This window comes from Martinezella sp. CNPSo 3795 (genome assembly GCF_057784475.1).
Genome location: NZ_JBXSOQ010000003.1, coordinates 27,110 through 48,206, shown reverse-complemented (window position 1 = coordinate 48,206; position 21,097 = coordinate 27,110). Strand labels below are relative to the sequence as shown.

Genomic DNA, 21,097 nt, shown 5'->3' with positions numbered 1-21,097 from the left:
AGCCGACATCGGCAGTTTACAAAGCCAGGCCCGGTTCGCGAGAGCGAGCCGGGCTTTTCATTGGTGATATCGGGCTCAAAGAGGGTGATCATGGCGAGCAAGCCGCAATTCATGGAAACAGCCATCCCAGTGCGGCTACGCGATGCGTTGGCTGGATATGAATGGCGGCAGGATGCGCTCGGGCGTTCTTCGGCCCATGTCTTCCGGCTTGAGGCCGATGGACGCGCGCCTGTTTATCTCAAGACTGAGGTGACCGACCCCTTGGGTGAATTGGCCGGCGAGGTTGCCAGGCTGCGATGGCTGGCCTCGCGGGGCTTTGCGTGCCCTGATATCATTGCCCATGAGAAGGACGGCGAACGCGAATGGCTTTTGATGAGTGCTCTTCCCGGCAGCGATTTCGTCAGCGCCGAGTGGTTACAGCCGCTTGAGCGGGTGCGGCTTTTTGCGGGTGCCTTGCGGCGATTGCACTCAGTCGATATCGCGGCCTGCCCGTTCGATCATCGGCTGGAGAACAGGATCGGCACGGCATGGGCACACTTGCTTGCCGGCCGCGTCGATGAGGACGACTTTGATGAGGCCCGGCTCGGAAGGTCGGCGGCGGATCTTTTCCGCGAACTTCAGGCCAAGAGACCGTCGACGGAGGATCTTGTCGTCACCCATGGCGATGCCTGCCTTCCGAATTTCGTAGTCGATGGCGATAGATTCAGCGGTTATATCGATTGCGGCCGCCTCGGCGCGGCTGATCGCCATCAGGATATCGCGCTGGCCTGCGGTAGCGTCGAGCACAATTTCGGACAGGAATTGGTTGGCGAGTTTTTGAAAGCCTATGGCGATTTTGAACCGCAGGCCGAAAAGATGGCCTATTATCGGCTACTGGATGAGTTCTTCTAGCGGGAGATGCGACTATCCCGCGCTGCGCGATCACGCAGGTTTGTTTTTGCGCCATTGCGGATCGCGCAGATGCCTGACAAGTTCGATTTCGGCCGATACCTCTTTCCCGGCGTGTGGTCGGGTACCATATGTCAGCGACCGAAAAGTCTTCTGATCTGTTTGCCAGCAAGGATCGAATGAATCGATGCGCAATTTCCTCTTGATTGCTTTCTCTGCGCGAGTCCTCGGCTGAACGATGGAAAAGGGCGCGGAAAAACGGGATAGGGAGATAAGGCCGGGCTTTGTCCTGTCGATCCTTCTGCACGTCCTGTTTGTCGCGCTCTTTTTGCTGCCGCTGTTTCCCGCGCCGCCAGAGGCGAAGCCCGAGCAGAGCGTCAATGTCGAGCTGGTGCCGCAGCAGGAGGAAAAACAGGAACTGGCGACGAAGGCGAATGAGAAGCCCGACCAGCCTCCCAAACCGACGCCAAGACCTGACGAGAAGCCGGCAGAACAGACGGCGGACGCTCAACAGGAGCCGCAGCAGCCGGAGGGAAAGAAGGCGGACGAACAGCCGCCAAAGCAATCCAACCCTGAGGGCAAGAAGCAGGCAGAGAAGCCTGCATCCAAGCCTGACGAGGCCAAGGCTGATAAGCCGGTAGAGCAGGCGAAGTCTGAGCCCAAACCTGATGATCCCGGCGCTGAGAAGCCTGTTGAGAAAGCGGAACAGCAGCCTTCTGCGACCGAAACGCCGCTTCCGGACATGAAGGGCGATCAGAAGGATCCGACGACCACGCAGCAGGCGGATGCTTCAGAACAGTCGAAAGACGATACACCCCCGACGCGGCCAAACAACAATGCAGCTGAGCAACAGGCTGCTGCAGCTGCGCAAGCCGAAGCTCAAGCCAAGGCTGAAGCCCAGGCCGCCCAACAGGCCCAGCCGCAAGTTGACGCCAAGGATCAGCAAGCAAACGCGGCGCAGCCGCCGGCGAGCGATTCGAACGCCCCGGCTTCGTCTACCGCACCCAATATCCTGGCGACCAACGAGCCTTCGGATTCGCAGGTGCAACAACCGCAGGTGCCAGCGGTAGATCAGAATAATCCGCAGGCACAAGCGCCGTCATCCGATCCGCAGCAGCAGGCTCCGGCCGGGCAGGCCAAGGATGAGGCGAAAGACTCGCTGCAGATTGTCGTTCCGGCGGTCAGGCCATCGCCGGCACAGCAGAGTGCTCAAGGCCAGTCTGTTTCCAGTCAAGGCGATCCGACGAGTGGCACCGCGTTGGTCACCGAGCCACCGCGGCCTAAATCACTTGTGCCGAAGCGAGCCGTTCAGGCGAAGAAGCTTTATTCGGGTGCGGAGATGGCCCGTCTGTCGAAGAGTGAATATGACGCTTGGAAGAAACTGCCACGGCGTGATCGGGTACGATATCTCTGCAATTCTGAGGAGCTGTTGCAGTTTCGTCATGATCTCGGTGCGGTAGGGTATAATAACTCCGCGCTGTCCTCGGCGATGCTCTCTGATGTTAGCTTGTTTGGCGATGGGGTCGCGGTTCAGACGCCCAATGGCTGGCGGAGAGTTGCATTCACCTGTGAAGTGGATGACGATGCGCTAAAGGTTATCGCTTTTTCCTACACGGACAGGGGACGCATTTCCCCGAGCCAAATGGATCAAGCACGCTTTCTAAGCAATTGAACCCAGAGAAGCGTACTCGCTCCCCACGTCCGGCTGAAACAATAGTTTATCCCCACCCCAATCGAAATCCACTCCATTTCATCATACAATTGCCTGCATCCCACTGATTCAGTGTTCTTCCATCGCCCTTTTCTCAAGATTCCAATGTCCTCGATTACAGCCGATTCCAGTTCTGCGGCAGCGGGCCGCTCCGCCCTGCGTGGTGTCCTCGTGGCATTCGCGTCCTATGCAGTCTTCGCCTTCAGCGATGCGTCGATCAAGATCCTTCACGGGACGATCCCTTCCTATCAGGTCGCGTTCATCGGTGCGCTGTTCGGCTTTGCCGCCATACCTTTCCTGAAGAAGCGGGAAGACGAGTGGCTCGATATGGTGCGGACGTCAAACCGTCCCTTGTGGCTGCTGCGCTTCGTCTGCGGCGCGGCGGGCGCCATCTGCTCCGTCGTTGCCTTCACCAAACTGCCAATGGCGGAAGCCTTTGCGCTGCTGTTTCTGCTGCCGTCCTTTGTCACCATTCTCTCTGTGATTTTTCTCAAGGAGGATGTGCGCTGGCAGCGCTGGACGGCGGTCATTCTCGGTTTCGTCGGCGTGTTGATCGTCCTGCGTCCGGGTTTTCGCGAGCTCTCGGTCGGGCACCTTTGCGCGGCAATCGGTGGCCTTGCGGCGGCCATCTCCATCGTCATCAACCGCGCGCTCGGTTCAAAGGAGAAGCGCATCTCGCTCTATGGGGCAGGCCTTTTCGGAACGCTTATCGTCAGCGGCCTCCTCATGCTCTCCGAAGTCACCATGCCCACGCCGACGCAATGGATATTCCTCGCGAGCTACGGCCTGCTTGGCGCGTGCGGCAGTGTCCTGCTCTTGACGGCTGCGCAGATGGCGCCTGCCAATCTGGTTGCGCCGCCGCAATATAGTCAGATGCTCTGGGCGATCGCCTTTGGCTACCTGTTGTTCAACGACAGCATCGATATGCCGATGGCCGTCGGCATCGTCCTCATCATCTTTTCCGGCCTGCTGACATTGGCGCGGGAGCGCAAGCGCGGCACGCCGCTGCCGACGGCGGTTGCCGGCAATACGCAGGCCGCATTGGTGACGGCGGAGGAAGACAAGGCTGCAGGCGGCGTTTAAGTCTTGTGTCCCGATTGCGGGTACGCGACATTGTCGCTCATATGGGACGCCTTAGCTGATAGAGCGAATAGGCGGGATGAGAGGCACCAGCGATGAAGTCCGGTCAATTCAGGATATACCGCTCTCGCCTTGCCGGCATCGAGGCAGTCCGAGCCGAAACCGGCCATAGCTTCCCAAAGCACACGCATGACCAATTCGGCATCGGTGTCATCGAGGCCGGTGCGCAGAGGTCGCTTAGCGGGCGAGGGGTGGTGCAGGCAGAGGCCGGCGACGTCATCAGCGTCAACCCGAACGAGGTGCATGACGGCATGCCCATCGGCCAAAGCCGCGCGTGGTCCATGCTCTATTTCGATCCCCGGCTGATCGGCGATCTGTTGCGCGATGTCGGCGAGGGTAGGTTCGGTGTGGTGGAATTCCCGTCGCCTGTCATCCGCGACGGGGAGATGGCTGGGCATTTCAGAAGCCTGTTTTCGCTTCTGGTCAAGGATGCGGCTGAAAATGTTCTCCTGCGGGATGGCCTGCTGCTGTCGCTCATCGCCGCTGTGATGCGTGAGGGATCCGGTGCCTTGCGTGAAGATGCCATTTCCACTGATATCAAAAAGGCGCGCGAGCTGATCGATGACGATCCAGCCGCTCCCCTGACCCTTGCCGAGCTTGCGGAGTTGTGCGGTCTAAGCCAATTTCGTTTCCTGCGGGCCTTCACCAAGGCGACGGGGCTGACGCCGCATGCTTACCTCATGCAGCGCCGGATTCATAAAGCGCGCCGACTGATTGCGGTGGGCATGTCCTTAGCCGAAGCGACCTTTGCCAGCGGTTTTTCCGATCAGAGCCATATGACGCGCCTCTTCGTCCGCAATTTCGGCGTCTCGCCCGGCGCCTATGCGGCGGCGATCGGCTGAAGCTTCTGCAATTTTATTCAAGACCGGAGGACAGCGGCGAGGTTTCCTGCTGCGCCAAGCAGATGCCTATCAGGAGGTGCCATGTTTTTCCGCCATTCGAACGAGATTTGGAGTGAGTTTCCCGAGCTGGTTCCCGGCGTGTTGTTTGCCGAAGGGATCACCTCGACCGTTGATGTCGAAGATCGGATGGCCAAATATCATGCGATTGCCGCAGACCGGCTAAAACAAGGTCCCGAAGGCGAGATGGCTGAAATCCAGGTGTGGCGTCGTGCTTTCTCCAAAATGGGCTTGAAGCCGACACAATATCGGTGCGCATCCGAAGCGCTGCTGCGCCGATTTCGCCAGGAAGGGTCGTTGCCGCGGCTGCACCCGCTCGTCGATCTTTGCAATGCCATCTCGATCGCTTTCGCAATTCCCGTTGCTGTGTTTGATCTTGCGAAAATCTCTGGCGATCTCGAAGTGCGGCATGCGAGCGGCAGCGAAACCTATTTGACCTTTTCCGGCGAAATAGAGCATCCGGCAGTCAGAGAAGTGATCTTTGCCGATGGAGCAGGACGGGCGCATGCCCGGCGCTGGACCAATCGCCAGAGTGGTTTGTCCGCCGTGCGCAATGATACACATGCGGTGTTGATTGTCGCGGAGGCGCTGCACGAATCGGCAGGCAGCGATGTTCCGAAGCTGATCGATGCGATTGCGTCGGAGTTGACCGCCATCTGGTCGATCGAGGCCACGCAGGGCCTCCTCAGCCTGTCATCACCGCGATTTGATCTATCGGCCGCGATGAATTTGCAACTGCAGCAAAAACGAGATTGACAGAAGGCGCGTTCAGGCAGAGCAGGGACTGTAGAATTTCCGACTGTCGAGAAGCATGTCTGCAAGCGTCCGTGGCGGCAGACTAAGAAGGCTCATGGATACCCTGCAGACTCAAGACCGGCCAAGCGTGCTCGGTCACCCCGGCTATCGTTCATTCGCTGCGTCGCGTGTCTTTTCCTCGATAGGCTTTCAGTCTGTCACGGTCGCCATGGGCTGGATGATCTACGATCAGACCCATAGCGCTTTTTTCCTCGGCCTCGTCGGCTTCTGCCAGTTTCTGCCGATGGTCATCCTGACCTTCGTCGTCGGGCATGTCGCCGATCGGTTCGACCGCCGCCGCATCGGCCTTGCCTGCCAGATCATCGAGGCGCTGACCGCAATGGTTCTTGCCATAGCTGTCTGGTTTCATTGGATAGGACCTGCCGGTATTCTAGCCGCCGTTGCCATCATGGGTGCGGCGACGGCCTTCGAACGCCCGACCATGGCGGCGCTTTTGCCCAATATTGTGCCGTCGTCGCTGCTGCAGGTTGCCATCGCGACCTCCACCTCGATGATGCAGACCGCCTTTATCATCGGGCCGTCGCTCGGCGGTCTGCTTTATGGCGTCAGCCCCGTTGCGCCGTTTGCCGTTTCGGCTGCGCTGTATGTCATCGCCAGCATCAACGTTATCTCGATCCGGGTCGAACGCGAGCAGCCGTCGTCGCGCGAGCCGGTGACGCTGAGCTCCGTCTTTGCCGGCGTCTCCTTCATCAAGAGCCGGCCGGTCATGCTGGGGACGATCTCGCTCGATCTCTTCGCGGTGCTGCTTGGGGGCGCGACGGCGCTGCTGCCGATGTTTGCGCGGGATATTCTGCATGCCGGGCCATGGGGACTTGGCCTGCTGCGCGCCGCGCCGGCCATCGGTGCGCTCATTATGTCGATCTGGCTGGCACGCCGGCCGCTGCAGAGCGATGTCGGCAAGAAGATGCTGTTTGCCGTGCTCGTCTTTGGGGTCGCCACCATCGTCTTTTCGCTGTCGAGCAATATCATCCTTTCGGTCGCAGCGCTCTTCGTCGTCGGCGCTTCGGATACGGTCAGCGTCGTCGTGCGCAGCTCGCTCGTGCAGCTCCTGACGCCGGATGCCATGCGCGGCCGCGTCAATGCCGTGAATTCGCTTTTTATCGGCACCTCCAATCAGCTCGGTGAATTCGAGTCCGGCATGCTTGCCACTGCGCTTGGGCCTGTCCTCACCGGCATCGTCGGTGGCGTCGGGACCATTGTGGTGGTTGTGCTCTGGATGCGCCTCTTTCCGGACCTGACCAGAGTGAAGACGCTCAAAGGCTAGCGACGTCCATCATTGGATTGCTTTTCCGCAAGGTCGCTTAGCCCGATATCCCGCAATAGATGTTGGTTTGCCTGAGGTAGCATATCTCGCTTCCGGGCATTTTCCTTATACGATCGCCATTCCATGCCCCCTCGTCGGGTCAGGAGTTGGACGGCGCATACTCTCCAGCTTATAATATGAAGAATGTTCATATATCTACGACCTCGAAGTGCCTAGCCAATAGATAGATGCGCTTAGAATATAGTGATGTATAATGAATCCTCAGGCTGTAAAGCATGAGGAATTTTCATGGGAAAGAGGCCGCTGCCACCGCTGTCGGTACTCCAGACATTCTGTGCCATTGCCGAGACCGGCGGCTTCGGCCGAGCCGCGGAGCGTATAGGGCAGACACAGACCGCCGTCAGCCATCAGCTTGCACAGCTGGAAGGATGGATCGGCGGGCGCCTGTTCGACCGAGGCCGAAATGGGGCGCGGCTGACGCCGTTGGGTGCGCGCCTGCACGCCGCAATTTCAAGCGTGATCGTCGAGCTGGAAACCGCCTTGTACCAGGCGCGCGCAAGTATTTCGGTTCGCAGCGTCGCGATATCCGTCTCGCCGGAGTTTTCCAGCCAGTGGCTGGCGGCGCGGCTGCCGGATTTCTGCCAGCGCTATCCGGACATCGAGGTGAAGCTGGCCGTCGGCTACCAGCGCCCGGATTTTCAGCCTGATGGCACCGATCTTGCCGTCTGGCTCGGCCGTGCCGATGCCGGTCTTACGCATGAAGAACTGTTGACTGACGAGGAGTTCGTCGTCAGTTCGCCGGAACTGTCCAAACGACTGCCGCCGCGCTGGGCTATAAGGGCCGCTCCGCTTTTGCGTTACTCCGGCATGCGGCACACAATTCTGGATTGGCAGCGTTGGCACGAGCAAATTACCAGCGGGTTGGATGATGAGGCAAAACCGCATTTCGACATCGCTCGGGCGGTCGAGGAGGCTCTCCTGTTCGATTCTTTCGCCGAAATGCTGGAGGCCTGCCGGCGGGGCCGCGGCTTCGCCCTGGTGCGAAGCTCGCTGGTGGCACGCGACCTCGCCGAAAAAAAGCTAGTCAGATGCTTCGTCGAGGTGCAGCCGGCTGCTGTCAGCTATAGTCTGGTCTATCCGCCGAATGCCCTGGTGAATCCGGCTGCGGCCCTGTTTCGCAACTGGCTGCTCTCGCAAGCTCATTCGCCGGGCTAGCGGGTGATGGTCTGTTAATCGCGCAGCCGAATGAGGCCGGCCTCAGTGGGAACAAAACCGAGCCCTCGATAAAAGCCGGTGAGATGCGGTTCGAAATCGACATGCAGCCATTCCGCGCCACGTTCGCCGGCCAGGGTTTTCGCCCGCTCGACCAGAGCGCTTGCGATACCTCTTCGCCGAAATTCCGGATCGACGCAGGTGTCGAGAATGAAGGCATGAATGCCGCCATCCCACGCGACATTGACGAAGCCCACCAGTCTTGCAGCCGCGAATGCGCCTACATGCGCGAGGTTTCTGGCGAGAATGGGCTGGAAATCCCGAGGGGAGGAGCTGCCCCATGCGGTTGCCCATAGGGCATTGAGCACCTCATTTTTGAGCTTGGGATCATTCTGGTATTCTATCGTCATAGGCGTCCCTCCGCGGGATCGTTCAGCGAATTCGCGGCCGTTTCCGACCAACCGGCAGGCGTGCGAAAAATATCTGCCGCCAATGTCGGATCTGATTGCCGTCAACCGTCTTTCAAAGGTGAACATAGAACAGAGGAGGCAGAAATGTCCTATGTCGATGGCTTCATCCTTGCCGTGCCGAAAGACAAGATTGAAGCATACAAGGCGCAGGCGGGCAGGGCCGGCGATGTCTGGCGGGAGCATGGCGCGCTCAGCTATGTCGAGGCCATAGGCGACGACGTACCGTATGGCGAACTTACTTCTTTCCCGCGTGCCGTGCAGGCGAAGGAAGACGAGGTCGTTGTGTTCTCATGGATCACCTACGAATCGCGAGAGAGCCGCGACACAGTATTGGCGAAGGTCATGGCCGACCCGCGTTTGAAGGATGACATGCAAAACATGCCCTTTGACGGCAAACGCCTGATCTATGGTGGTTTCAACATCATCATCTCGCTATAGGCTCAACGCGGTGGCCGGGCTTGACATTCCGGCCACTCGCCCGACCTGATGCGGATCGCTATCGCCATGCCCGGAGGATGCCATGCCGCAAACAGTGATCACGCTTTCGACTCATGGCCAGGGGCTCTATGAATTTACCGATCAGGTGGCGGAATTCGTCCGCACCGCTGCAGGCGGCGGTGAGGGGCTTCTGACCGTCTTCGTCCGCCACACCTCCTGTTCCCTCCTGATCCAGGAAAATGCCGATCCCGATGTGAAGACCGATCTCAAGGCCTTCTTCAGCCGGCTCGTGCCGCCATCCTCGGATCCTTCGATGCGCTGGATCGTGCACACGATGGAGGGGCCGGACGATATGCCGGCGCATATCAAAGCCGCACTGATGCAGGTCTCGATCGGCATTCCGGTGACGCACGGTCGGCTGGCGCTCGGCACCTGGCAGGGCATCTACCTTTTCGAGCATCGCGACCGGCCGCATCGGCGCGAAATCGTGCTGCATTTTTCCGCCTGAGCCGCGCTCCTTATTGCGTCAATAGATTGTTAACCGTCGTGAATACAATCTGAACGGCCAATTCGTGTTCGGTTCAGCTTGGCTGACCTAACGTGGCCCCAATCCCGAGGCATTGCCGATGGCGAGGCCAATAATGGGATTGCAACGATCCGCAGCAAGGATTTGAAGGAGAAACACCATGACCAATCTTTTCGCCAAGGCAGGTATTGCAGCTCTCATCGCGCTCGGCGCCATGTCCGCAACGGTCGTCACGGCCTCCGCCAACGACTTCCATCCCGGTATTCAGCAGGCTCGCTATGACCACCCGCGCGGTCGCATGTGCTCGCCGCGCCTCGCCGTCGAGAAAGCACGGGACATGGGTCTGCGCCGCGCCCGCATCGACAATGTCACGCCGCGCCGCGTCGTTGTTGAAGGTTTCGGCCGCCGTGGTCCGGATCGGGTTGTCTTCGCCAACGCACCGGGTTGCCCGCTGATCCGTCGCTAATCGCAGCGCTCTCAAGTTTTCCACATCTATTCGATGGATTCGAAGTCGCCTCCGAAGGGGAGGCGGCTTTATTTTTTATGTTGTGCTATTATCGGCCATCTGGTTTCCCTTTAGCGTTCAATGTAGCTGAATAATGGATGAATGGCTGATTCTGAGCTCATTCAGCATAGCGCCGTTACCTCTTGGGCACTCGCTCAGCAAATATTGCAGGCGTGAGAAAGAAGCCCTCTGCTTCATGGAGAATATAATGAAACAAATGCTGGCAAAATTGGGAGTCGCCGCCTGCGTCGCAGTGACCGCCCTGTCGGGCACGGCGGATTTTGCCTCCGCACAGGGTGTGGATATCTATGTCAATCCGGGCCGTCATCGCCCGCCACCGCCGGATTATGACCGTCCGCCGCCGCCGCGTTTTGACCGCCGTGGCTGCGATCCTCGCCAGGCCGTGGACGTTGCCCGCAGCTATGGCCTGCGTCGCGCCCGTGTCGTGGATGTGACGCCGCGTCGCGTCGTCGTCGACGGTTTCGGCCGCCGCGGTCCGGATACGATGATGTTTGCCAATGTTCGCGGCTGCCCGCTCCTGGGCCGCTGACAAGCAAAACGGGCGCACGAGGCGCCCGTTTTCACTCTCTAACCTTTTCGCCTTTTTGGCGGGGGCCGCGGAACCGCCCTTTGCTCGCTCCGATCGGATCTGAGCGAAGGGCGGTTTTGTTTTGATTACTGCTGGATCGCGTAGGTGATGCTCACCGATGCGTTGTATTCGTTTTCTCCGGTGGCGACGGGAACTGCCTTGTCCATCGGAGCCGCCGCGGCCATGCTGCGCATATAGGGCTGCGGCGGGGCTGCAATGTCGCCTTCGTGGATCGCGATAACGCGGCCGAGCTTGACACCGGCGGCATCCGTCAAGGTCTTTGCTTTGGCGGCAGCGTCGGCGACTGCCTTCTTGCGGGCCTCTTCGATCGTGGCGTCGGGCTTGTCGTTGGTGAACTGGATATCGCCGCCCTGATTGATGCCGAGCTTGACCGCCTGGTCGAGCAGCCCGCCGAGCTTGGAGAGATCGCGCACGCGAACGGTCAAGCCGTTCGTCACCTGATAGCCGTTCAGAACCGGCGGCTGGTTGTGGCCGTCCTTGTCGTTCGGATAGGTATATTGCGGCTGAATGGAAAAGCCGGAGGTCTGCAGATCACGCTCTGCAATGCCGCTTTCCTTCAGCGTTGCCAGCACGGCGCCCATGGCCTTGTTGTTCTGATCGAGTGCATCCTGGGCCGCCTTGGCCTGCTGAACGACTGCGAGCGTTACGACAGCCATATCCGGCGCGACGGAAGCATGTCCCTCACCGGTGACGGTGATGACAGCCTCGCGCGGCTTGGCATCTTCGGCAAAGGCTGCAGCCGCAGGCACGAAGAAAGTGGCGCTGACAAGAGCGGCAAGAGCAAAATCTCTGGTTTTCGTCAGAAGCATGATTCGTTCCTTGGTTGATGATCCCTCGAGATCCGCTTTTGCGGATTGATTGTGAAGGTATTACGGCAGTCCCTTGTCGGAAAACAGAAATTGGGTTAGAGCCAAGTCGTCTTCGGGGAACCATTGCTCCGGAGTCGCGAGCGCGGAGTCTCAATCTTGCGCTGGGCCTGTAGCTCAATGGTTAGAGCCGGCGGCTCATAACCGCTTGGTTGGGGGTTCGAGTCCCTCCGGGCCCACCATTTGTTCCAGCTTGCAAAACTACGATGATCTCTCCGATGCGACTGTCCAAGCGATGCAAGATCGCTTCAACAACCTGTCAACACTATTCCGGCTAGTCCCTGGTCGCGTTAGGTCTTCCCCGCTTCCGTGCCTGCGGCGGTTGCCAATAGACTGCCGAATCCGGAGCCGCATCTCTTCTGAAGGCTCGGTTCTCCTACGCTACGTCGAAGCCCGCGTGGAACACAACCGTCCCTTTTGGGGTTGGTCCCTTGAACATGATCCGCTGAAAATACTCGACCGGTACGTCAGCGTAATGAAGGGTTCCGTCGCTCGTGAAGCCGAAACGGCTGTAGTAGCGGGGATTACCCAGAACCACGCAGCCATTGGCGCCGCGCTCTCTCAGCCGCGCCAGTCCGTTTTCAATCAGAGCCTTTCCGATGCCTTTGCCCTGTCGGTCGGGGCGGACGGATACCGGGCCAAGGCCGAACCACTCTTCGGCTCCGGATTCGATTGTCACGGGCGAGAAGGCCACGTGACCGACGATCTCATCGTTCTCCACGGCGACGATGGAAAGGGTCAGCGCACCGGCCGTTCGCAGCGCATCGATGATTGCCGCCTCGGTGCCGGAACTATAGTTCTTTCCTTCAAAGGCAGCAGAGGTGATTGCATGAATAGTGTCGATATCTTTGGCTTCTTCTGCGCGAATGTGGGTCAACGATATTGCCATTCAAACCCCCGACTTTTTCAGACCTTCGCGATATGGATCCCTGTGTCGTTGCTCTTTGCTCGGGATGAGTGACGGCCATCTATCTACATCGAAATTGGGATTGGCCTCGCGCACGCATTGTGCGAGCGTGCGCGCCTCGTCCTGATGTCTCAGCATCGCCAAGCTTGCCGCGGCGAGCCTGTCTGCGAGGCTGGGATCGATCATCCGGCTGATATAGTCGAGCGCACCGACGAGATATTGATGGTCGGCGTCGGGGTTGTCCTCAAAATAGGCACGCGCCGTCTCGTGCCGCTCGACTTCCGCGGCGGCGGCGAGCACGATCTGCCTTGAGATTTCGCGCTTATTGCGCGCAAGATCAAGCGTGCCGAAATTGAAGCGCTCTGCCCACAGGATCTCGCTACCCGGCAGGGAGACGAGTTGTGTGAGGAGCGAAAGGTCGTCATCCGGCCCGCTCAATCGGGTTTCCAGGACATAGTTGATGTCATATCGCTCGAAAAGCGCGCCTTTATCCTCGGCTTGGCGGCCGATCTGGATAGCGGAGTAGGGGGCAACCACTCGCAGGCTGTGCAAGGCGCAAAAGCCGAGAGTGATGTCTTCTATGAGCGAGGAGGCGATCATGGTCGCGATACCATCGGAGCCGTCGTTGTCTGGCGGCAGCAAGGCGAGGCGAGGGATGGGCAAGACAGGCTGCGTGGCAGTATCCTGCTCGGATATGGCCGGCGAATGCGCCGGAGCAACTGGTGTCGGAGAGCGGGGCGATGCCGCCAGGGTTGCCAGCCAAGGCGAGACAAGATCCTTGCGACGCGCGAATATGCGCTTTAGCTGGTCGACGCCGCCTTCGGCGTCAAACGCCTTCAGCAATATACGGCGTGTGGTCTCGTCTTGCGGTTCGGCTTCAAAAAGAAGGAGGGCGGCCTCCTTGATAAGCGCGATATCGCCGGACGACGCGATTGAAGTCGTCACCGCAGCATCCAGCGCTTCCTTTAACATGGCGAGGTGTCGCCTTCTTTCGCTCTCTCGCCAATCGATGAACGCTCGGGTTTGGCAGTTGGCTCTCTCCAGGAATTTTAACTGCGAGCGCTCCATCAAGGTGCGGAGATGCTCGGCTGGATTCCCAGTCGTGCTTACCCGCGTCAAGACAATATCGCTCGTGAACGAGCCATTTGCGATGTGAATGTCGGTATCATCAAAGGTCAGAAGTTCGACGTTCAAGTCCCATTGCCGGCTCTTGATACGGGAAACGAGCTTGCGAAGGTTTGTCAGCGAATTCGCCAAGTCACCTTCACCCCAAAGAAATCGCGCCATGTTTGTTCTGCTGACGGACTTGCTGTCACTCGCGAGCAAATAGGCAATAATCAGAAGCGCCTTCTTCGGAAACGCTATTTGGTGTTCGTCGCTATCCAGAAGAGCGATTTCACCAAAAGTTCTGAGTAAAAATTTCATCGCGCCTTCTATATTGTCTCAGATATATAATGGCCGTCGTCCTTCGGCGACCCGACCGGATAAACGCCGAAACGACAGTGGAGTCGCTTATATATTTCTGATGCAAGGCATGAATATTTGCAAATTAACTATTCTCTTGCCTCTATTTTGAAAGTTATTGTTGCACAAAAGCTTGGTTTTCGGCTCCATTTCCGTGGAGCGCCGTAAGGCCGTTTCACATCGGGCCTGCGGAGAGACGCTTCAGCTCGGTTGAGCGATATCTTCCTCGGTGAGGGCTGGGCGATCGGAGAATGGATCGCTGCTGCAAGGCTCGGAGATTTGCGGATTTTCACGTGCTCGCTCGCGGCAGGACCGTTGAATACAGGCTTGCATTGTTGCCGCCGTGCTGTCCGTCATCGAGATCGTGCGCCATATACTTTGGTATAATGGCGGTGCACCATCGCCTGATTGACCGCTCTCGGTGGCTGTGACAATACGGCCATGTCTTCGCAACGCAATGCGAAGGCTAACGAAACCAACAGATCAAGAAACCAATGGACAGCTACCCTAGTCGCTGTCCGGTTGCGGCGTCATGCTGCACCCGGACGGTCATCGCAACAACCTGGACCGCTGCCGGCATTCGCCGGGCGAGCGTCGGTCGGGCCTAGCCTGTCCGGCTCGCCCTTCGGATCTGCCGTCAGGTGGGCCGAAGAGGTAAGCCATGAACAACATCGTTCTTTTCCGCGAACGCAGGTTCGCAGCCAAGTTTTCCGCCCCGAACACTTTCGCGATTTCGGCCGGCAGCCGTCCGGCTGAGCGCTCCGTGCCGCCGCAGCGTCCGCGCCTGATTGCCATCTGGCACATCAATTCCCTTACGGGAAAGCTCGAGTGCTTCTGGACGACAGAAGGCGAGCCGGTCCTCGACGAGGATGGCAGCCGTCACGCGGCCTAAGTGTCCTTTCTTAAACAAGCGCACCGGTGGCGTCGCGAATGCGGCGCCATACCGACCGCGCCCTGGCCGATGACATCCTGTTTCAAAGGGTTATGACATGGTTTTTCTTGCAAACGACCGACGCGAGCGTAGCGCCGTTGCTGCGTTGGCCGGTTCGCGTATTCTGCCGAATGGCTATGATCTCGCCGCATTCGCCTTCATTGCCGCTGCCGCCTATCTCACACTTCACGGTGTAGCCGAGATGCGCGCACCGCTGGCGAGCCTGTCCACGGCACCGCTGTCGCTCGACCCGGCCTATCTGCCTGAATATGCGTTGCGGACGACCTTGCGGATGATGGCGGCAATCGTTGCCTCCCTCATCTTCACCTTCGTCGTCGCAACGCTAGCCGCAAAGAGCCGCCGCGCCGAGAAGATCATCATTCCGGCTCTCGACATTCTGCAATCCGTCCCAGTGCTCGGCTTTCTGACCTTCACCGTCACCTTCTTCATGGGACTTTTCCCCGGAAGCCAGCTTGGTGCGGAATGTGCTTCGATCTTTGCGATCTTTACCAGCCAGGCGTGGAACATGGCCTTCTCCTTTTATCAGTCGCTGCGGACGGTTCCGCGCGATCTCGATGAGGTCAGCCGCGGTTTCGGCCTGTCGAGCTGGCAGCGCTTCTGGCGGCTGGAGGCTCCCTTTGCTGCGCCCGGCCTCGTCTGGAACACGATGATGTCGATGTCCGGCGGCTGGTTCTTCGTGGTTGCTTCCGAAGCGATCACGGTCGGCGATACTACCGTGCAGCTTCCCGGGCTCGGCTCATGGCTGGCGGTTGCCATCGACAAGCAGGATTTCGCCGCCGTAAGCTGGGCTGTATTTGCCATGGCGGTCGTCATCCTTCTTTACGATCAGCTGCTTTTCCGCCCGATCGTCGCCTGGGCAGACAAGTTTCGCTTCGAGCAGACAGCCGGGCAGCAGAAGCCGCGCTCCTGGGTCTATTCGCTGATCCGCCGCACGCGTCTCCTGAAGTACGTGATCACACCTTTGGCCGCTGCATGGGGTAGGCTGATGCTCGTGCGGCTGCTGCCGACGTCGCGTACGGTTGCAAAAGAGCGAGGCGGGCAGCAAGCCGTCGGCTGGGCCATCGATATCGCCTGGTATGCGCTGATCGCCGTCGTCGGTGCCTGGAGTATCTGGGATGCGGTTTCCTATCTCAGCCAGACGCTCTCCTGGGGCGATGTCTGGATTGCTTTTGCCGGCGGGTTTGTAACGCTCGTTCGCGTTGTCGTTCTTATTGCGGTCGCCAGTGTCATCTGGGTTCCGATCGGAGTCTGGATCGGCCTGCGGCCTGCGGTTGCTGAGCGTGTTCAGCCTCTGGCACAGTTCCTGGCGGCGTTTCCGGCAAATGTGCTCTTTCCTGTGGCGGTGGTTGCGATCGTTGCGACGGGTGCTAGCCCGAACGTCTGGCTGTCGCCGCTGATGGTCCTCGGCACACAATGGTACATCCTATTCAACGTGATTGCCGGCGCGAGTGCATTTCCCACCGATCTGCGGGAGGCATCCTCGGTCTATCGGCTGCGCTCATGGACATGGTGGCGGCGCGTGATGCTGCCGGGAATATTCCCTTACTACGTAACGGGAGCGCTGACGGCGTCCGGCGGTTCATGGAACGCCAGCATCGTCGCTGAACTAGCAAGCTGGGGCAACACGAAACTCGAAGCCTTCGGACTTGGATCATACATCGCGAAGGCGACAGAAGCAGGCGATTTTCCGCGGGTCATCCTCGGCATCGTTGTCATGTCGATCTTTGTGACACTCTTCAACAGAACGCTCTGGCGGCCGCTCTACGTTTTCGCCGAACGCCGCATGCGCCTCGATTAATTCAAGATCGGAGAACCGAATATGGAAAACGCTGTCATCTCCAGGAAGACCGATATTGCAAGGAATGCGCCGTTGGTTTTCGCCAAGCAGGTGTGCCAGGCCTACGACAAGGGAGCGTCCGGCTCGCTCGTCGTACTCGAAAATGTCGATCTTCAGCTTTATCCCAATGAAATCGTTGGATTGCTCGGCCGTTCCGGCTCCGGCAAGTCCACGCTGCTGCGTGCGATTGCCGGCCTGATCCGCCCGAGCAGAGGGGACATTACCTTCGAAGGCCGGCCGGTCGTCGGCCCCAACTCCGATGTTGCCGTGGTCTTCCAGAGCTTCGCGCTCTTTCCCTGGCTGACCGTGCTGCAAAACGTTGAGCTAGGTCTGGAAGCGCAAGGTGTTGCGTCGTCCGAGCGGCGCAAGCGAGCGCTCGCTGCCATCGATCTCATCGGCCTCGACGGTTTCGAAAGCGCCTATCCGAAGGAGCTGTCGGGCGGCATGCGCCAGCGTGTCGGTCTTGCGCGGGCACTCGTCGTCCGGCCAAAGGTTCTGCTGATGGACGAACCCTTTTCGGCGCTCGACGTGCTGACGGCGGAAACGCTTCGCACGGATCTGCTCGATCTGTGGTGCGAGGGTCGGATGCCGATCGAGTCGGTTCTGATGGTGACCCACAATATCGAAGAAGCGGTGCTGATGTGCGACCGCATCCTGATCTTCGGATCGAATCCCGGCCGTGTGATTGCGGAGATCCATGTCGATCTGCCGCAGCCGCGCAACCGTCTCGATCCTGCCTTCCGCATGCTGGTCGAAGACATTTATGCGCGGATGACGGTGAAGACCGGTGCACCGACGCGCGAGGGCCTTTTTCCCGGCACCGGCATTGCCATGGCTCTGCCGCGCGTGTCGACCAACCTTATGTCCGGTCTGATCGAAACGGTCGCCGCTGAGCCCTATCGAGGGCAGGCCGATCTGCCGCCGCTGGCCACCCATCTGCATCTCGGCATCGATGACCTCTTTCCGGTCGCGGAAACGCTTCAACTGCTGCGTTTTGCCGATCTGGAAGGGGGCGACATCAAGCTGACGGCGCCGGGCTTACGCTTCTCCGATAGCGATGTCGACGAACGCAAGAAGCTTTTCGAGCAGCATCTGGCGACCTATGTGCCGCTGGCTGCTCACATTCGCCGCGTGCTCGACGAGCGGCCGACCCACCGCGCGCCTGCCCGGCGCTTCCGCGATGAGCTGGAGGATTACATGTCCGAGGATTATGCCGACACCACCCTCAAGGCTGTTACGAACTGGGCCCGCTATGCGGAATATTTCGCCTATGACGAAAATGCCGATCTGTTCACGCTGGAAAACCCAAGTTGAAACCTTCAGCCGAAGCGAATGTGAAAGGGTTGCCGCCGGCTGAGGCGGTGGCCGGTCCCCTTATATTTCTGGATTTGATAGGCCGCCACGGCAGAGCTTAGCGCATGAGATCCGGCAGATCGCCGCTTTGGCGGTCTGAGGTCGCGCGGCCTGTCTGGCTGCGGGACGGATTGACGTGCGCAGAGACAACGAAGAACTCGGCCGTTTCCTGGAAGCGCTCAACAGGAACAAGCCAAATAGGCCGGGCAAGGAAAAGCGCCGCCTATCCCACATTGTCAAGCGCTTCGGCGGGCGGGTAGCACGGCTGAAGGATTTTATCGGTCTCCTATATATGATGGCGCTTCTCTGGGGTGCGCATTGGCTTATGCGGATGGCTACACGCTTGTTCTTCAATGGATTTTTGTCTGCCAGCAGGACGCGCACGCTTCTCCGCTGGGCCGCAGGTCTCAACAGGGCGAGCCTTGTCGTTCTCCGGCGCAGCCAGCGCCGGCGTCTCGTCGGCCGCTATGCCGGAAACAATAACAATGACCGTCGTGCTTGATCAGGCCGCCGTCTCCTCGAGTGTGGCACCGGTATCTGACGCTGTTTGCAATGGGCGGGCATATGCGAGCCTGAGCGCTCGTCAGCTGCGGGGAATGTCATGCGAGACGAAAGTCAAAGAGTGCGGCTGTTGTCTTGACGCTTCGGGTCAGGCAGTTTGCAGCTTCCGCACGCAATGCTGCGGAAATGGTGATGCAGGGATGCAAGGGATGAGGCGCGAATTTCTGAAGTATCTTTTCGAGATGCCCTTTCTTTGGCTCGGCATTATGATCCTCGCCGGTCTCATTTTCATCGGCGATACCATCACCGATCTGGAGATCGCCTTCGCCGTTTTGTATGTCTCAGTCATCCTGCTGGCGGTCTATTCCGGTCGAACCGGAGCTATCGCGATGGTCGGGATTGCATGTGCCGCCCTGACCGTCATCAGCTATTTTTTGACGAGCCATGGCGCCTCTCAGGCCGGCCTGATCAACAGTACGCTTAGTCTGGTCGCGATCGGTGCGACCACTTACCTGGCAATCAGGATCGAAATGCTCGATGCCAGGGCGAGGCAGGCACAATCGGAGCTCGCGCGCATGTCGCGTCTCATGATCGTCGGTGAGTTGGGTACGTCGATAGCCCATGAGGTCAGCCAGCCGATCACTGCAATTGCCGCCAACGGCAATGCCGCGCTTCGATGGCTTTCTGCAACACCGGCCGATCACGACGAAGCCCTCCGCGCCATCGAGCGAATTGTCGCGGATGCTGGGCGAGCAGGCGATGTCATTGGCCGTGTCCGTGGACTGGTGGCGCGCTCGTCGCCGTCTAGCGACACGATCGATCTGGCCGAAGCCATCAATGATGTGCTGGAACTCGTCCGCAGCGAAATCCGTCGGAATCAGATCCTGTTCCGTTCGGAATTGGCGGGCGATCTGCCGTTGATGGTTGGCGATCGTGTCCAGCTTCAGCAGGTGCTTCTCAATCTCGTCATGAATGCGATCGAAGCTCTGGCTGAGGTCGATGCGGGAACGCGCGAGTTGCTCGTCAGCGCCGCCGCGGATGAACGGAAGGTGACCGTCAGCGTACGCGATACCGGTGGCGGCATGCCGGCCGAAATGCTCGACAGGATATTCGAAGCCTTCTACACGACGAAGCCGAAAGGCATGGGGATGGGGCTTGCTATCAGCCGGTCCATCATCGAGGCGCATGGCGGGGCTATCTATGCCGCGCCGAATTTTCCACGCGGAGCTGTCTTCGGTTTCACTTTGCCGGTCCGCGAAAAGGCGAAGGGGTAGGGAATGCAGGGACGGCAGCCTACCGTTTACGTCATCGACGATGATCCATCCGTACGCGAGGGGCTGGACAGTCTGTTGCGCTCTGTCGGTTACGATACGCATGGCTTTGCGTCGCCGCGGGACTTCTTGGCGTCTTCGCGGTCCGAGGGGCCTGCCTGCATCGTCCTGGATGTCAGGATGCCGGATGCGAGTGGGCTTGACTTTCAGGATGAACTTGCCCGGAGGGGTTATGCTATCCCGATCATTTTCCTCACCGGGCACGGCGATGTGCCGATGTCTGTCAGGGCGATGAAAGCGGGCGCGGTTGAGTTTCTTCTAAAGCCGTTCCGGGAACAGGATCTGCTCGACGCCATCAGGCAAGCGCTCGAAATCGATCGCGCCCGCCTGCGCAAGCGGGCGGCGGAGGTTGATCTTCACGAGCGGTTTTCAACGCTCACGTCGCGCGAACGAGAGGTGATGGCGCTTGTTGCGCGAGGCCTCCTGAACAAGCAGATCGCCGCCGAGATCGGCCTCAGCGAAATCACCGTAAAGGTCCATCGCGGTCAGGTCATGCGCAAGATGCGGGCCGACTCCGTTGCCGATCTCATTCGGATGGCAGACAACCTCGGCCTCACAGACGGTAAAGCCAACGATACAGCGCCTGGGCTCCGCTAAACTCAGCGCATTTACCCCAGTCGCAAGGATTTCATGGCTTGCAAATGCGGTGGCACCGGGTTGTGGATTCAATCCTGCGAAACCGTGGGCGTTCCCTGGTGAAAGATCATCTGCCATCGCCCATCGATGCGCTGCCAGATCGAGCTCCGTAAAGTATGCCGCTCCTGGCCATTCTCTCGAGCCTCTCGGATGCTTCGATAAGTGACGAGGACGGCATCCGGTGAGATCGATCGAAAGACATAGTCGCGGGAAATAATGGGCGGAGCGGCTTCTTCCGATTTTTCTGCGGCCAGACAGGCGATTAGTTCATCTCTATCGTCATAGACCGTTCCGGAGCTGCCGAATTCAACGAAGCCTTCCGCCAATAGTTCCGCCACGATCGCCGGCGATTGCCGGATTTGAGGGAGATGCAGCTTCTGCTCCAGTAGGCGGATCTCTTCAAGCTCGTGTTGGGAGATGTCCATGGTCTCGGCAACCTCCATTGGGTGTTGATGCTCGGCTGCAATGGGCCTCAATGTGTTGGTGCAAGCATCTGCAGGTTTCTTTCCCGTCTGATCTTATGGTTTTGATCATAGTCGGTTTGCCGGGATTGCTCCAATTCGATGGCAAAAAGTTCGGCGGCGTGACGGCCTGCCTGTGTTCTGTCGTCTTCGATGACGGCAGCTATCCGCCGAAACAATTCGGACTCGAAGCCGCCTGCATTGTTCAAGGCATTCGGCCGCGCAAGCCTTGCACCGCCATCCAATCTGATTGCCGAAACGTAGAACTCATCCTCGTAATCGGCACCTGCCGACGTCAATTCAGCGCACC

24 protein-coding genes and 1 tRNA gene are annotated in these 21,097 nt (G+C 59.1%); 19 read left to right on the top strand and 6 right to left on the bottom strand.

Annotation, left to right across the window (positions count from 1 at the left end):
* Positions 1 to 90 precede the first annotated feature (90 nt).
* The 7 genes from AC13QY_RS09880 to AC13QY_RS09850 all read left to right on the top strand — a co-directional run bounded on the left by AC13QY_RS09880 (position 91) and on the right by AC13QY_RS09850 (position 7,933).
* Positions 91 to 891, top strand: a complete 801-nt coding sequence (locus AC13QY_RS09880) for an APH(3')-II family aminoglycoside O-phosphotransferase (protein ID WP_488493413.1) — start codon at positions 91 to 93, stop codon at positions 889 to 891.
* 235 nt (positions 892 to 1,126) lie between these two features.
* Positions 1,127 to 2,560 (top strand): DUF930 domain-containing protein, encoded by a 1,434-nt coding sequence (locus AC13QY_RS09875; protein ID WP_269244958.1) that lies wholly within the window; start codon positions 1,127 to 1,129, stop codon positions 2,558 to 2,560.
* 144 nt (positions 2,561 to 2,704) lie between these two features.
* Entirely contained in the window at positions 2,705 to 3,682 is a 978-nt protein-coding gene (locus AC13QY_RS09870; RefSeq protein ID WP_145632498.1) for a DMT family transporter, read from the top strand.
* A gap of 92 nt (positions 3,683 to 3,774) precedes the next feature.
* A complete protein-coding gene (locus AC13QY_RS09865; RefSeq protein ID WP_145632501.1) occupies positions 3,775 to 4,581 on the top strand; it encodes an AraC family transcriptional regulator in 807 nt (268 codons plus the stop codon).
* A gap of 81 nt (positions 4,582 to 4,662) precedes the next feature.
* On the top strand, positions 4,663 to 5,394 hold the full coding sequence (locus tag AC13QY_RS09860) for a B3/B4 domain-containing protein (protein ID WP_269244957.1): 732 nt from the start codon (positions 4,663 to 4,665) through the stop codon (positions 5,392 to 5,394).
* A gap of 94 nt (positions 5,395 to 5,488) precedes the next feature.
* Complete coding sequence (locus tag AC13QY_RS09855; RefSeq protein WP_113351887.1) at positions 5,489 to 6,718, top strand: MFS transporter; 1,230 nt, start codon at positions 5,489 to 5,491, stop codon at positions 6,716 to 6,718.
* 288 nt (positions 6,719 to 7,006) lie between these two features.
* Positions 7,007 to 7,933: a LysR substrate-binding domain-containing protein gene (locus AC13QY_RS09850; RefSeq protein WP_113351888.1), complete on the top strand. Its 927-nt coding sequence runs from the start codon at positions 7,007 to 7,009 to the stop codon at positions 7,931 to 7,933.
* A 14-nt stretch (positions 7,934 to 7,947) separates the two neighbouring features.
* Here the strand turns inward: AC13QY_RS09850 and AC13QY_RS09845 are convergent, their stop codons facing one another.
* On the bottom strand, positions 7,948 to 8,340 hold the full coding sequence (locus AC13QY_RS09845; protein ID WP_113352045.1) for a GNAT family N-acetyltransferase: 393 nt from the start codon (positions 8,338 to 8,340) through the stop codon (positions 7,948 to 7,950).
* A 144-nt stretch (positions 8,341 to 8,484) separates the two neighbouring features.
* On the opposite strand from AC13QY_RS09845, the gene AC13QY_RS09840 reads away from it, so the two are divergent.
* From AC13QY_RS09840 to AC13QY_RS09825, 4 genes are all read left to right on the top strand, one after another.
* The gene (locus tag AC13QY_RS09840; RefSeq protein ID WP_113351889.1) at positions 8,485 to 8,838 is read left to right on the top strand and encodes a DUF1428 domain-containing protein; all 354 of its coding nucleotides are present in this window, start codon (positions 8,485 to 8,487) and stop codon (positions 8,836 to 8,838) included.
* A gap of 82 nt (positions 8,839 to 8,920) precedes the next feature.
* A complete protein-coding gene (locus AC13QY_RS09835; RefSeq protein WP_113351890.1) occupies positions 8,921 to 9,346 on the top strand; it encodes a secondary thiamine-phosphate synthase enzyme YjbQ in 426 nt (141 codons plus the stop codon).
* 178 nt (positions 9,347 to 9,524) lie between these two features.
* Positions 9,525 to 9,830 carry a hypothetical protein gene (locus tag AC13QY_RS09830; RefSeq protein ID WP_069612602.1) on the top strand — a complete coding sequence of 102 codons (306 nt, stop codon included), beginning with the start codon at positions 9,525 to 9,527 and terminating at the stop codon, positions 9,828 to 9,830.
* Positions 9,831 to 10,077: 247 nt separating this feature from the next.
* Positions 10,078 to 10,419 carry a hypothetical protein gene (locus AC13QY_RS09825; protein WP_095435347.1) on the top strand — a complete coding sequence of 114 codons (342 nt, stop codon included), beginning with the start codon at positions 10,078 to 10,080 and terminating at the stop codon, positions 10,417 to 10,419.
* Between the two features lie 125 nt (positions 10,420 to 10,544).
* Here the strand turns inward: AC13QY_RS09825 and AC13QY_RS09820 are convergent, their stop codons facing one another.
* A complete protein-coding gene (locus AC13QY_RS09820) occupies positions 10,545 to 11,288 on the bottom strand; it encodes an SIMPL domain-containing protein (protein ID WP_113351891.1) in 744 nt (247 codons plus the stop codon).
* 163 nt (positions 11,289 to 11,451) lie between these two features.
* Between AC13QY_RS09820 and AC13QY_RS09815 the strand changes: the two genes are divergently transcribed.
* Positions 11,452 to 11,527 (top strand) — tRNA-Ile (locus tag AC13QY_RS09815).
* A gap of 194 nt (positions 11,528 to 11,721) precedes the next feature.
* Here AC13QY_RS09815 and AC13QY_RS09810 read toward each other — a convergent pair.
* Both AC13QY_RS09810 and AC13QY_RS09805 read right to left on the bottom strand, forming a co-directional pair.
* Positions 11,722 to 12,234, bottom strand: a complete 513-nt coding sequence (locus AC13QY_RS09810) for a GNAT family N-acetyltransferase (protein ID WP_113351910.1) — start codon at positions 12,232 to 12,234, stop codon at positions 11,722 to 11,724.
* Positions 12,235 to 13,197, bottom strand: coding sequence for a hypothetical protein (locus AC13QY_RS09805; RefSeq protein WP_152092639.1), 963 nt, complete (start codon positions 13,195 to 13,197; stop codon positions 12,235 to 12,237).
* Positions 13,198 to 13,332: 135 nt separating this feature from the next.
* On the opposite strand from AC13QY_RS09805, the gene AC13QY_RS09800 reads away from it, so the two are divergent.
* The 7 genes from AC13QY_RS09800 (at position 13,333) to AC13QY_RS09770 (ending at position 20,287) form a co-directional block, all read left to right on the top strand.
* On the top strand, positions 13,333 to 13,668 hold the full coding sequence (locus AC13QY_RS09800; RefSeq protein ID WP_145316615.1) for a hypothetical protein: 336 nt from the start codon (positions 13,333 to 13,335) through the stop codon (positions 13,666 to 13,668).
* Positions 13,669 to 14,377: 709 nt separating this feature from the next.
* A complete protein-coding gene (locus AC13QY_RS09795) occupies positions 14,378 to 14,608 on the top strand; it encodes a hypothetical protein (RefSeq protein ID WP_113332296.1) in 231 nt (76 codons plus the stop codon).
* 97 nt (positions 14,609 to 14,705) lie between these two features.
* Complete coding sequence (locus AC13QY_RS09790) at positions 14,706 to 16,466, top strand: ABC transporter permease (protein ID WP_152092640.1); 1,761 nt, start codon at positions 14,706 to 14,708, stop codon at positions 16,464 to 16,466.
* Between the two features lie 21 nt (positions 16,467 to 16,487).
* Positions 16,488 to 17,819, top strand: coding sequence for an ABC transporter ATP-binding protein (locus AC13QY_RS09785; RefSeq protein WP_113351913.1), 1,332 nt, complete (start codon positions 16,488 to 16,490; stop codon positions 17,817 to 17,819).
* Positions 17,820 to 17,994: 175 nt separating this feature from the next.
* Positions 17,995 to 18,360, top strand: a complete 366-nt coding sequence (locus AC13QY_RS09780; RefSeq protein WP_488493412.1) for a hypothetical protein — start codon at positions 17,995 to 17,997, stop codon at positions 18,358 to 18,360.
* A gap of 208 nt (positions 18,361 to 18,568) precedes the next feature.
* A complete protein-coding gene (locus AC13QY_RS09775; protein ID WP_488493411.1) occupies positions 18,569 to 19,633 on the top strand; it encodes a sensor histidine kinase in 1,065 nt (354 codons plus the stop codon).
* Positions 19,634 to 19,636: 3 nt separating this feature from the next.
* Positions 19,637 to 20,287: a response regulator transcription factor gene (locus AC13QY_RS09770; RefSeq protein WP_488493410.1), complete on the top strand. Its 651-nt coding sequence runs from the start codon at positions 19,637 to 19,639 to the stop codon at positions 20,285 to 20,287.
* 68 nt (positions 20,288 to 20,355) lie between these two features.
* Here the strand turns inward: AC13QY_RS09770 and AC13QY_RS09765 are convergent, their stop codons facing one another.
* Positions 20,356 to 20,751: a nuclear transport factor 2 family protein gene (locus tag AC13QY_RS09765; protein WP_488493409.1), complete on the bottom strand. Its 396-nt coding sequence runs from the start codon at positions 20,749 to 20,751 to the stop codon at positions 20,356 to 20,358.
* Positions 20,752 to 20,798: 47 nt separating this feature from the next.
* Complete coding sequence (locus tag AC13QY_RS09760) at positions 20,799 to 21,086, bottom strand: hypothetical protein (RefSeq protein ID WP_246661087.1); 288 nt, start codon at positions 21,084 to 21,086, stop codon at positions 20,799 to 20,801.
* Between the last annotated feature and the right edge of the window lie 11 nt (positions 21,087 to 21,097).

Bases quoted from the DNA above. Each gene is read 5' to 3' on its own strand.
- AC13QY_RS09835 (WP_113351890.1), top strand. From the start codon at position 8,921: ATGCCGCAAACAGTGATCACGCTTTCGACTCATGGCCAGGGGCTCTAT.
- AC13QY_RS09860 (WP_269244957.1), top strand. From the start codon at position 4,663: ATGTTTTTCCGCCATTCGAACGAGATTTGGAGTGAGTTTCCCGAGCTG.
- AC13QY_RS09855 (WP_113351887.1), top strand. From the start codon at position 5,489: ATGGATACCCTGCAGACTCAAGACCGGCCAAGCGTGCTCGGTCACCCC.
- AC13QY_RS09865 (WP_145632501.1), top strand. From the start codon at position 3,775: ATGAAGTCCGGTCAATTCAGGATATACCGCTCTCGCCTTGCCGGCATC.
- AC13QY_RS09790 (WP_152092640.1), top strand. From the start codon at position 14,706: ATGGTTTTTCTTGCAAACGACCGACGCGAGCGTAGCGCCGTTGCTGCG.
- AC13QY_RS09880 (WP_488493413.1), top strand. From the start codon at position 91: ATGGCGAGCAAGCCGCAATTCATGGAAACAGCCATCCCAGTGCGGCTA.
- AC13QY_RS09765 (WP_488493409.1), bottom strand. From the start codon at position 20,751: ATGGACATCTCCCAACACGAGCTTGAAGAGATCCGCCTACTGGAGCAG.
- AC13QY_RS09800 (WP_145316615.1), top strand. From the start codon at position 13,333: ATGCTCGGCTGGATTCCCAGTCGTGCTTACCCGCGTCAAGACAATATC.
- AC13QY_RS09825 (WP_095435347.1), top strand. From the start codon at position 10,078: ATGAAACAAATGCTGGCAAAATTGGGAGTCGCCGCCTGCGTCGCAGTG.
- AC13QY_RS09875 (WP_269244958.1), top strand. From the start codon at position 1,127: ATGGAAAAGGGCGCGGAAAAACGGGATAGGGAGATAAGGCCGGGCTTT.
- AC13QY_RS09840 (WP_113351889.1), top strand. From the start codon at position 8,485: ATGTCCTATGTCGATGGCTTCATCCTTGCCGTGCCGAAAGACAAGATT.
- AC13QY_RS09870 (WP_145632498.1), top strand. From the start codon at position 2,705: ATGTCCTCGATTACAGCCGATTCCAGTTCTGCGGCAGCGGGCCGCTCC.
- AC13QY_RS09795 (WP_113332296.1), top strand. From the start codon at position 14,378: ATGAACAACATCGTTCTTTTCCGCGAACGCAGGTTCGCAGCCAAGTTT.
- AC13QY_RS09785 (WP_113351913.1), top strand. From the start codon at position 16,488: ATGGAAAACGCTGTCATCTCCAGGAAGACCGATATTGCAAGGAATGCG.
- AC13QY_RS09770 (WP_488493410.1), top strand. From the start codon at position 19,637: ATGCAGGGACGGCAGCCTACCGTTTACGTCATCGACGATGATCCATCC.
- AC13QY_RS09850 (WP_113351888.1), top strand. From the start codon at position 7,007: ATGGGAAAGAGGCCGCTGCCACCGCTGTCGGTACTCCAGACATTCTGT.
- AC13QY_RS09830 (WP_069612602.1), top strand. From the start codon at position 9,525: ATGACCAATCTTTTCGCCAAGGCAGGTATTGCAGCTCTCATCGCGCTC.
- AC13QY_RS09810 (WP_113351910.1), bottom strand. From the start codon at position 12,234: ATGGCAATATCGTTGACCCACATTCGCGCAGAAGAAGCCAAAGATATC.
- AC13QY_RS09775 (WP_488493411.1), top strand. From the start codon at position 18,569: ATGAGGCGCGAATTTCTGAAGTATCTTTTCGAGATGCCCTTTCTTTGG.
- AC13QY_RS09845 (WP_113352045.1), bottom strand. From the start codon at position 8,340: ATGACGATAGAATACCAGAATGATCCCAAGCTCAAAAATGAGGTGCTC.
- AC13QY_RS09820 (WP_113351891.1), bottom strand. From the start codon at position 11,288: ATGCTTCTGACGAAAACCAGAGATTTTGCTCTTGCCGCTCTTGTCAGC.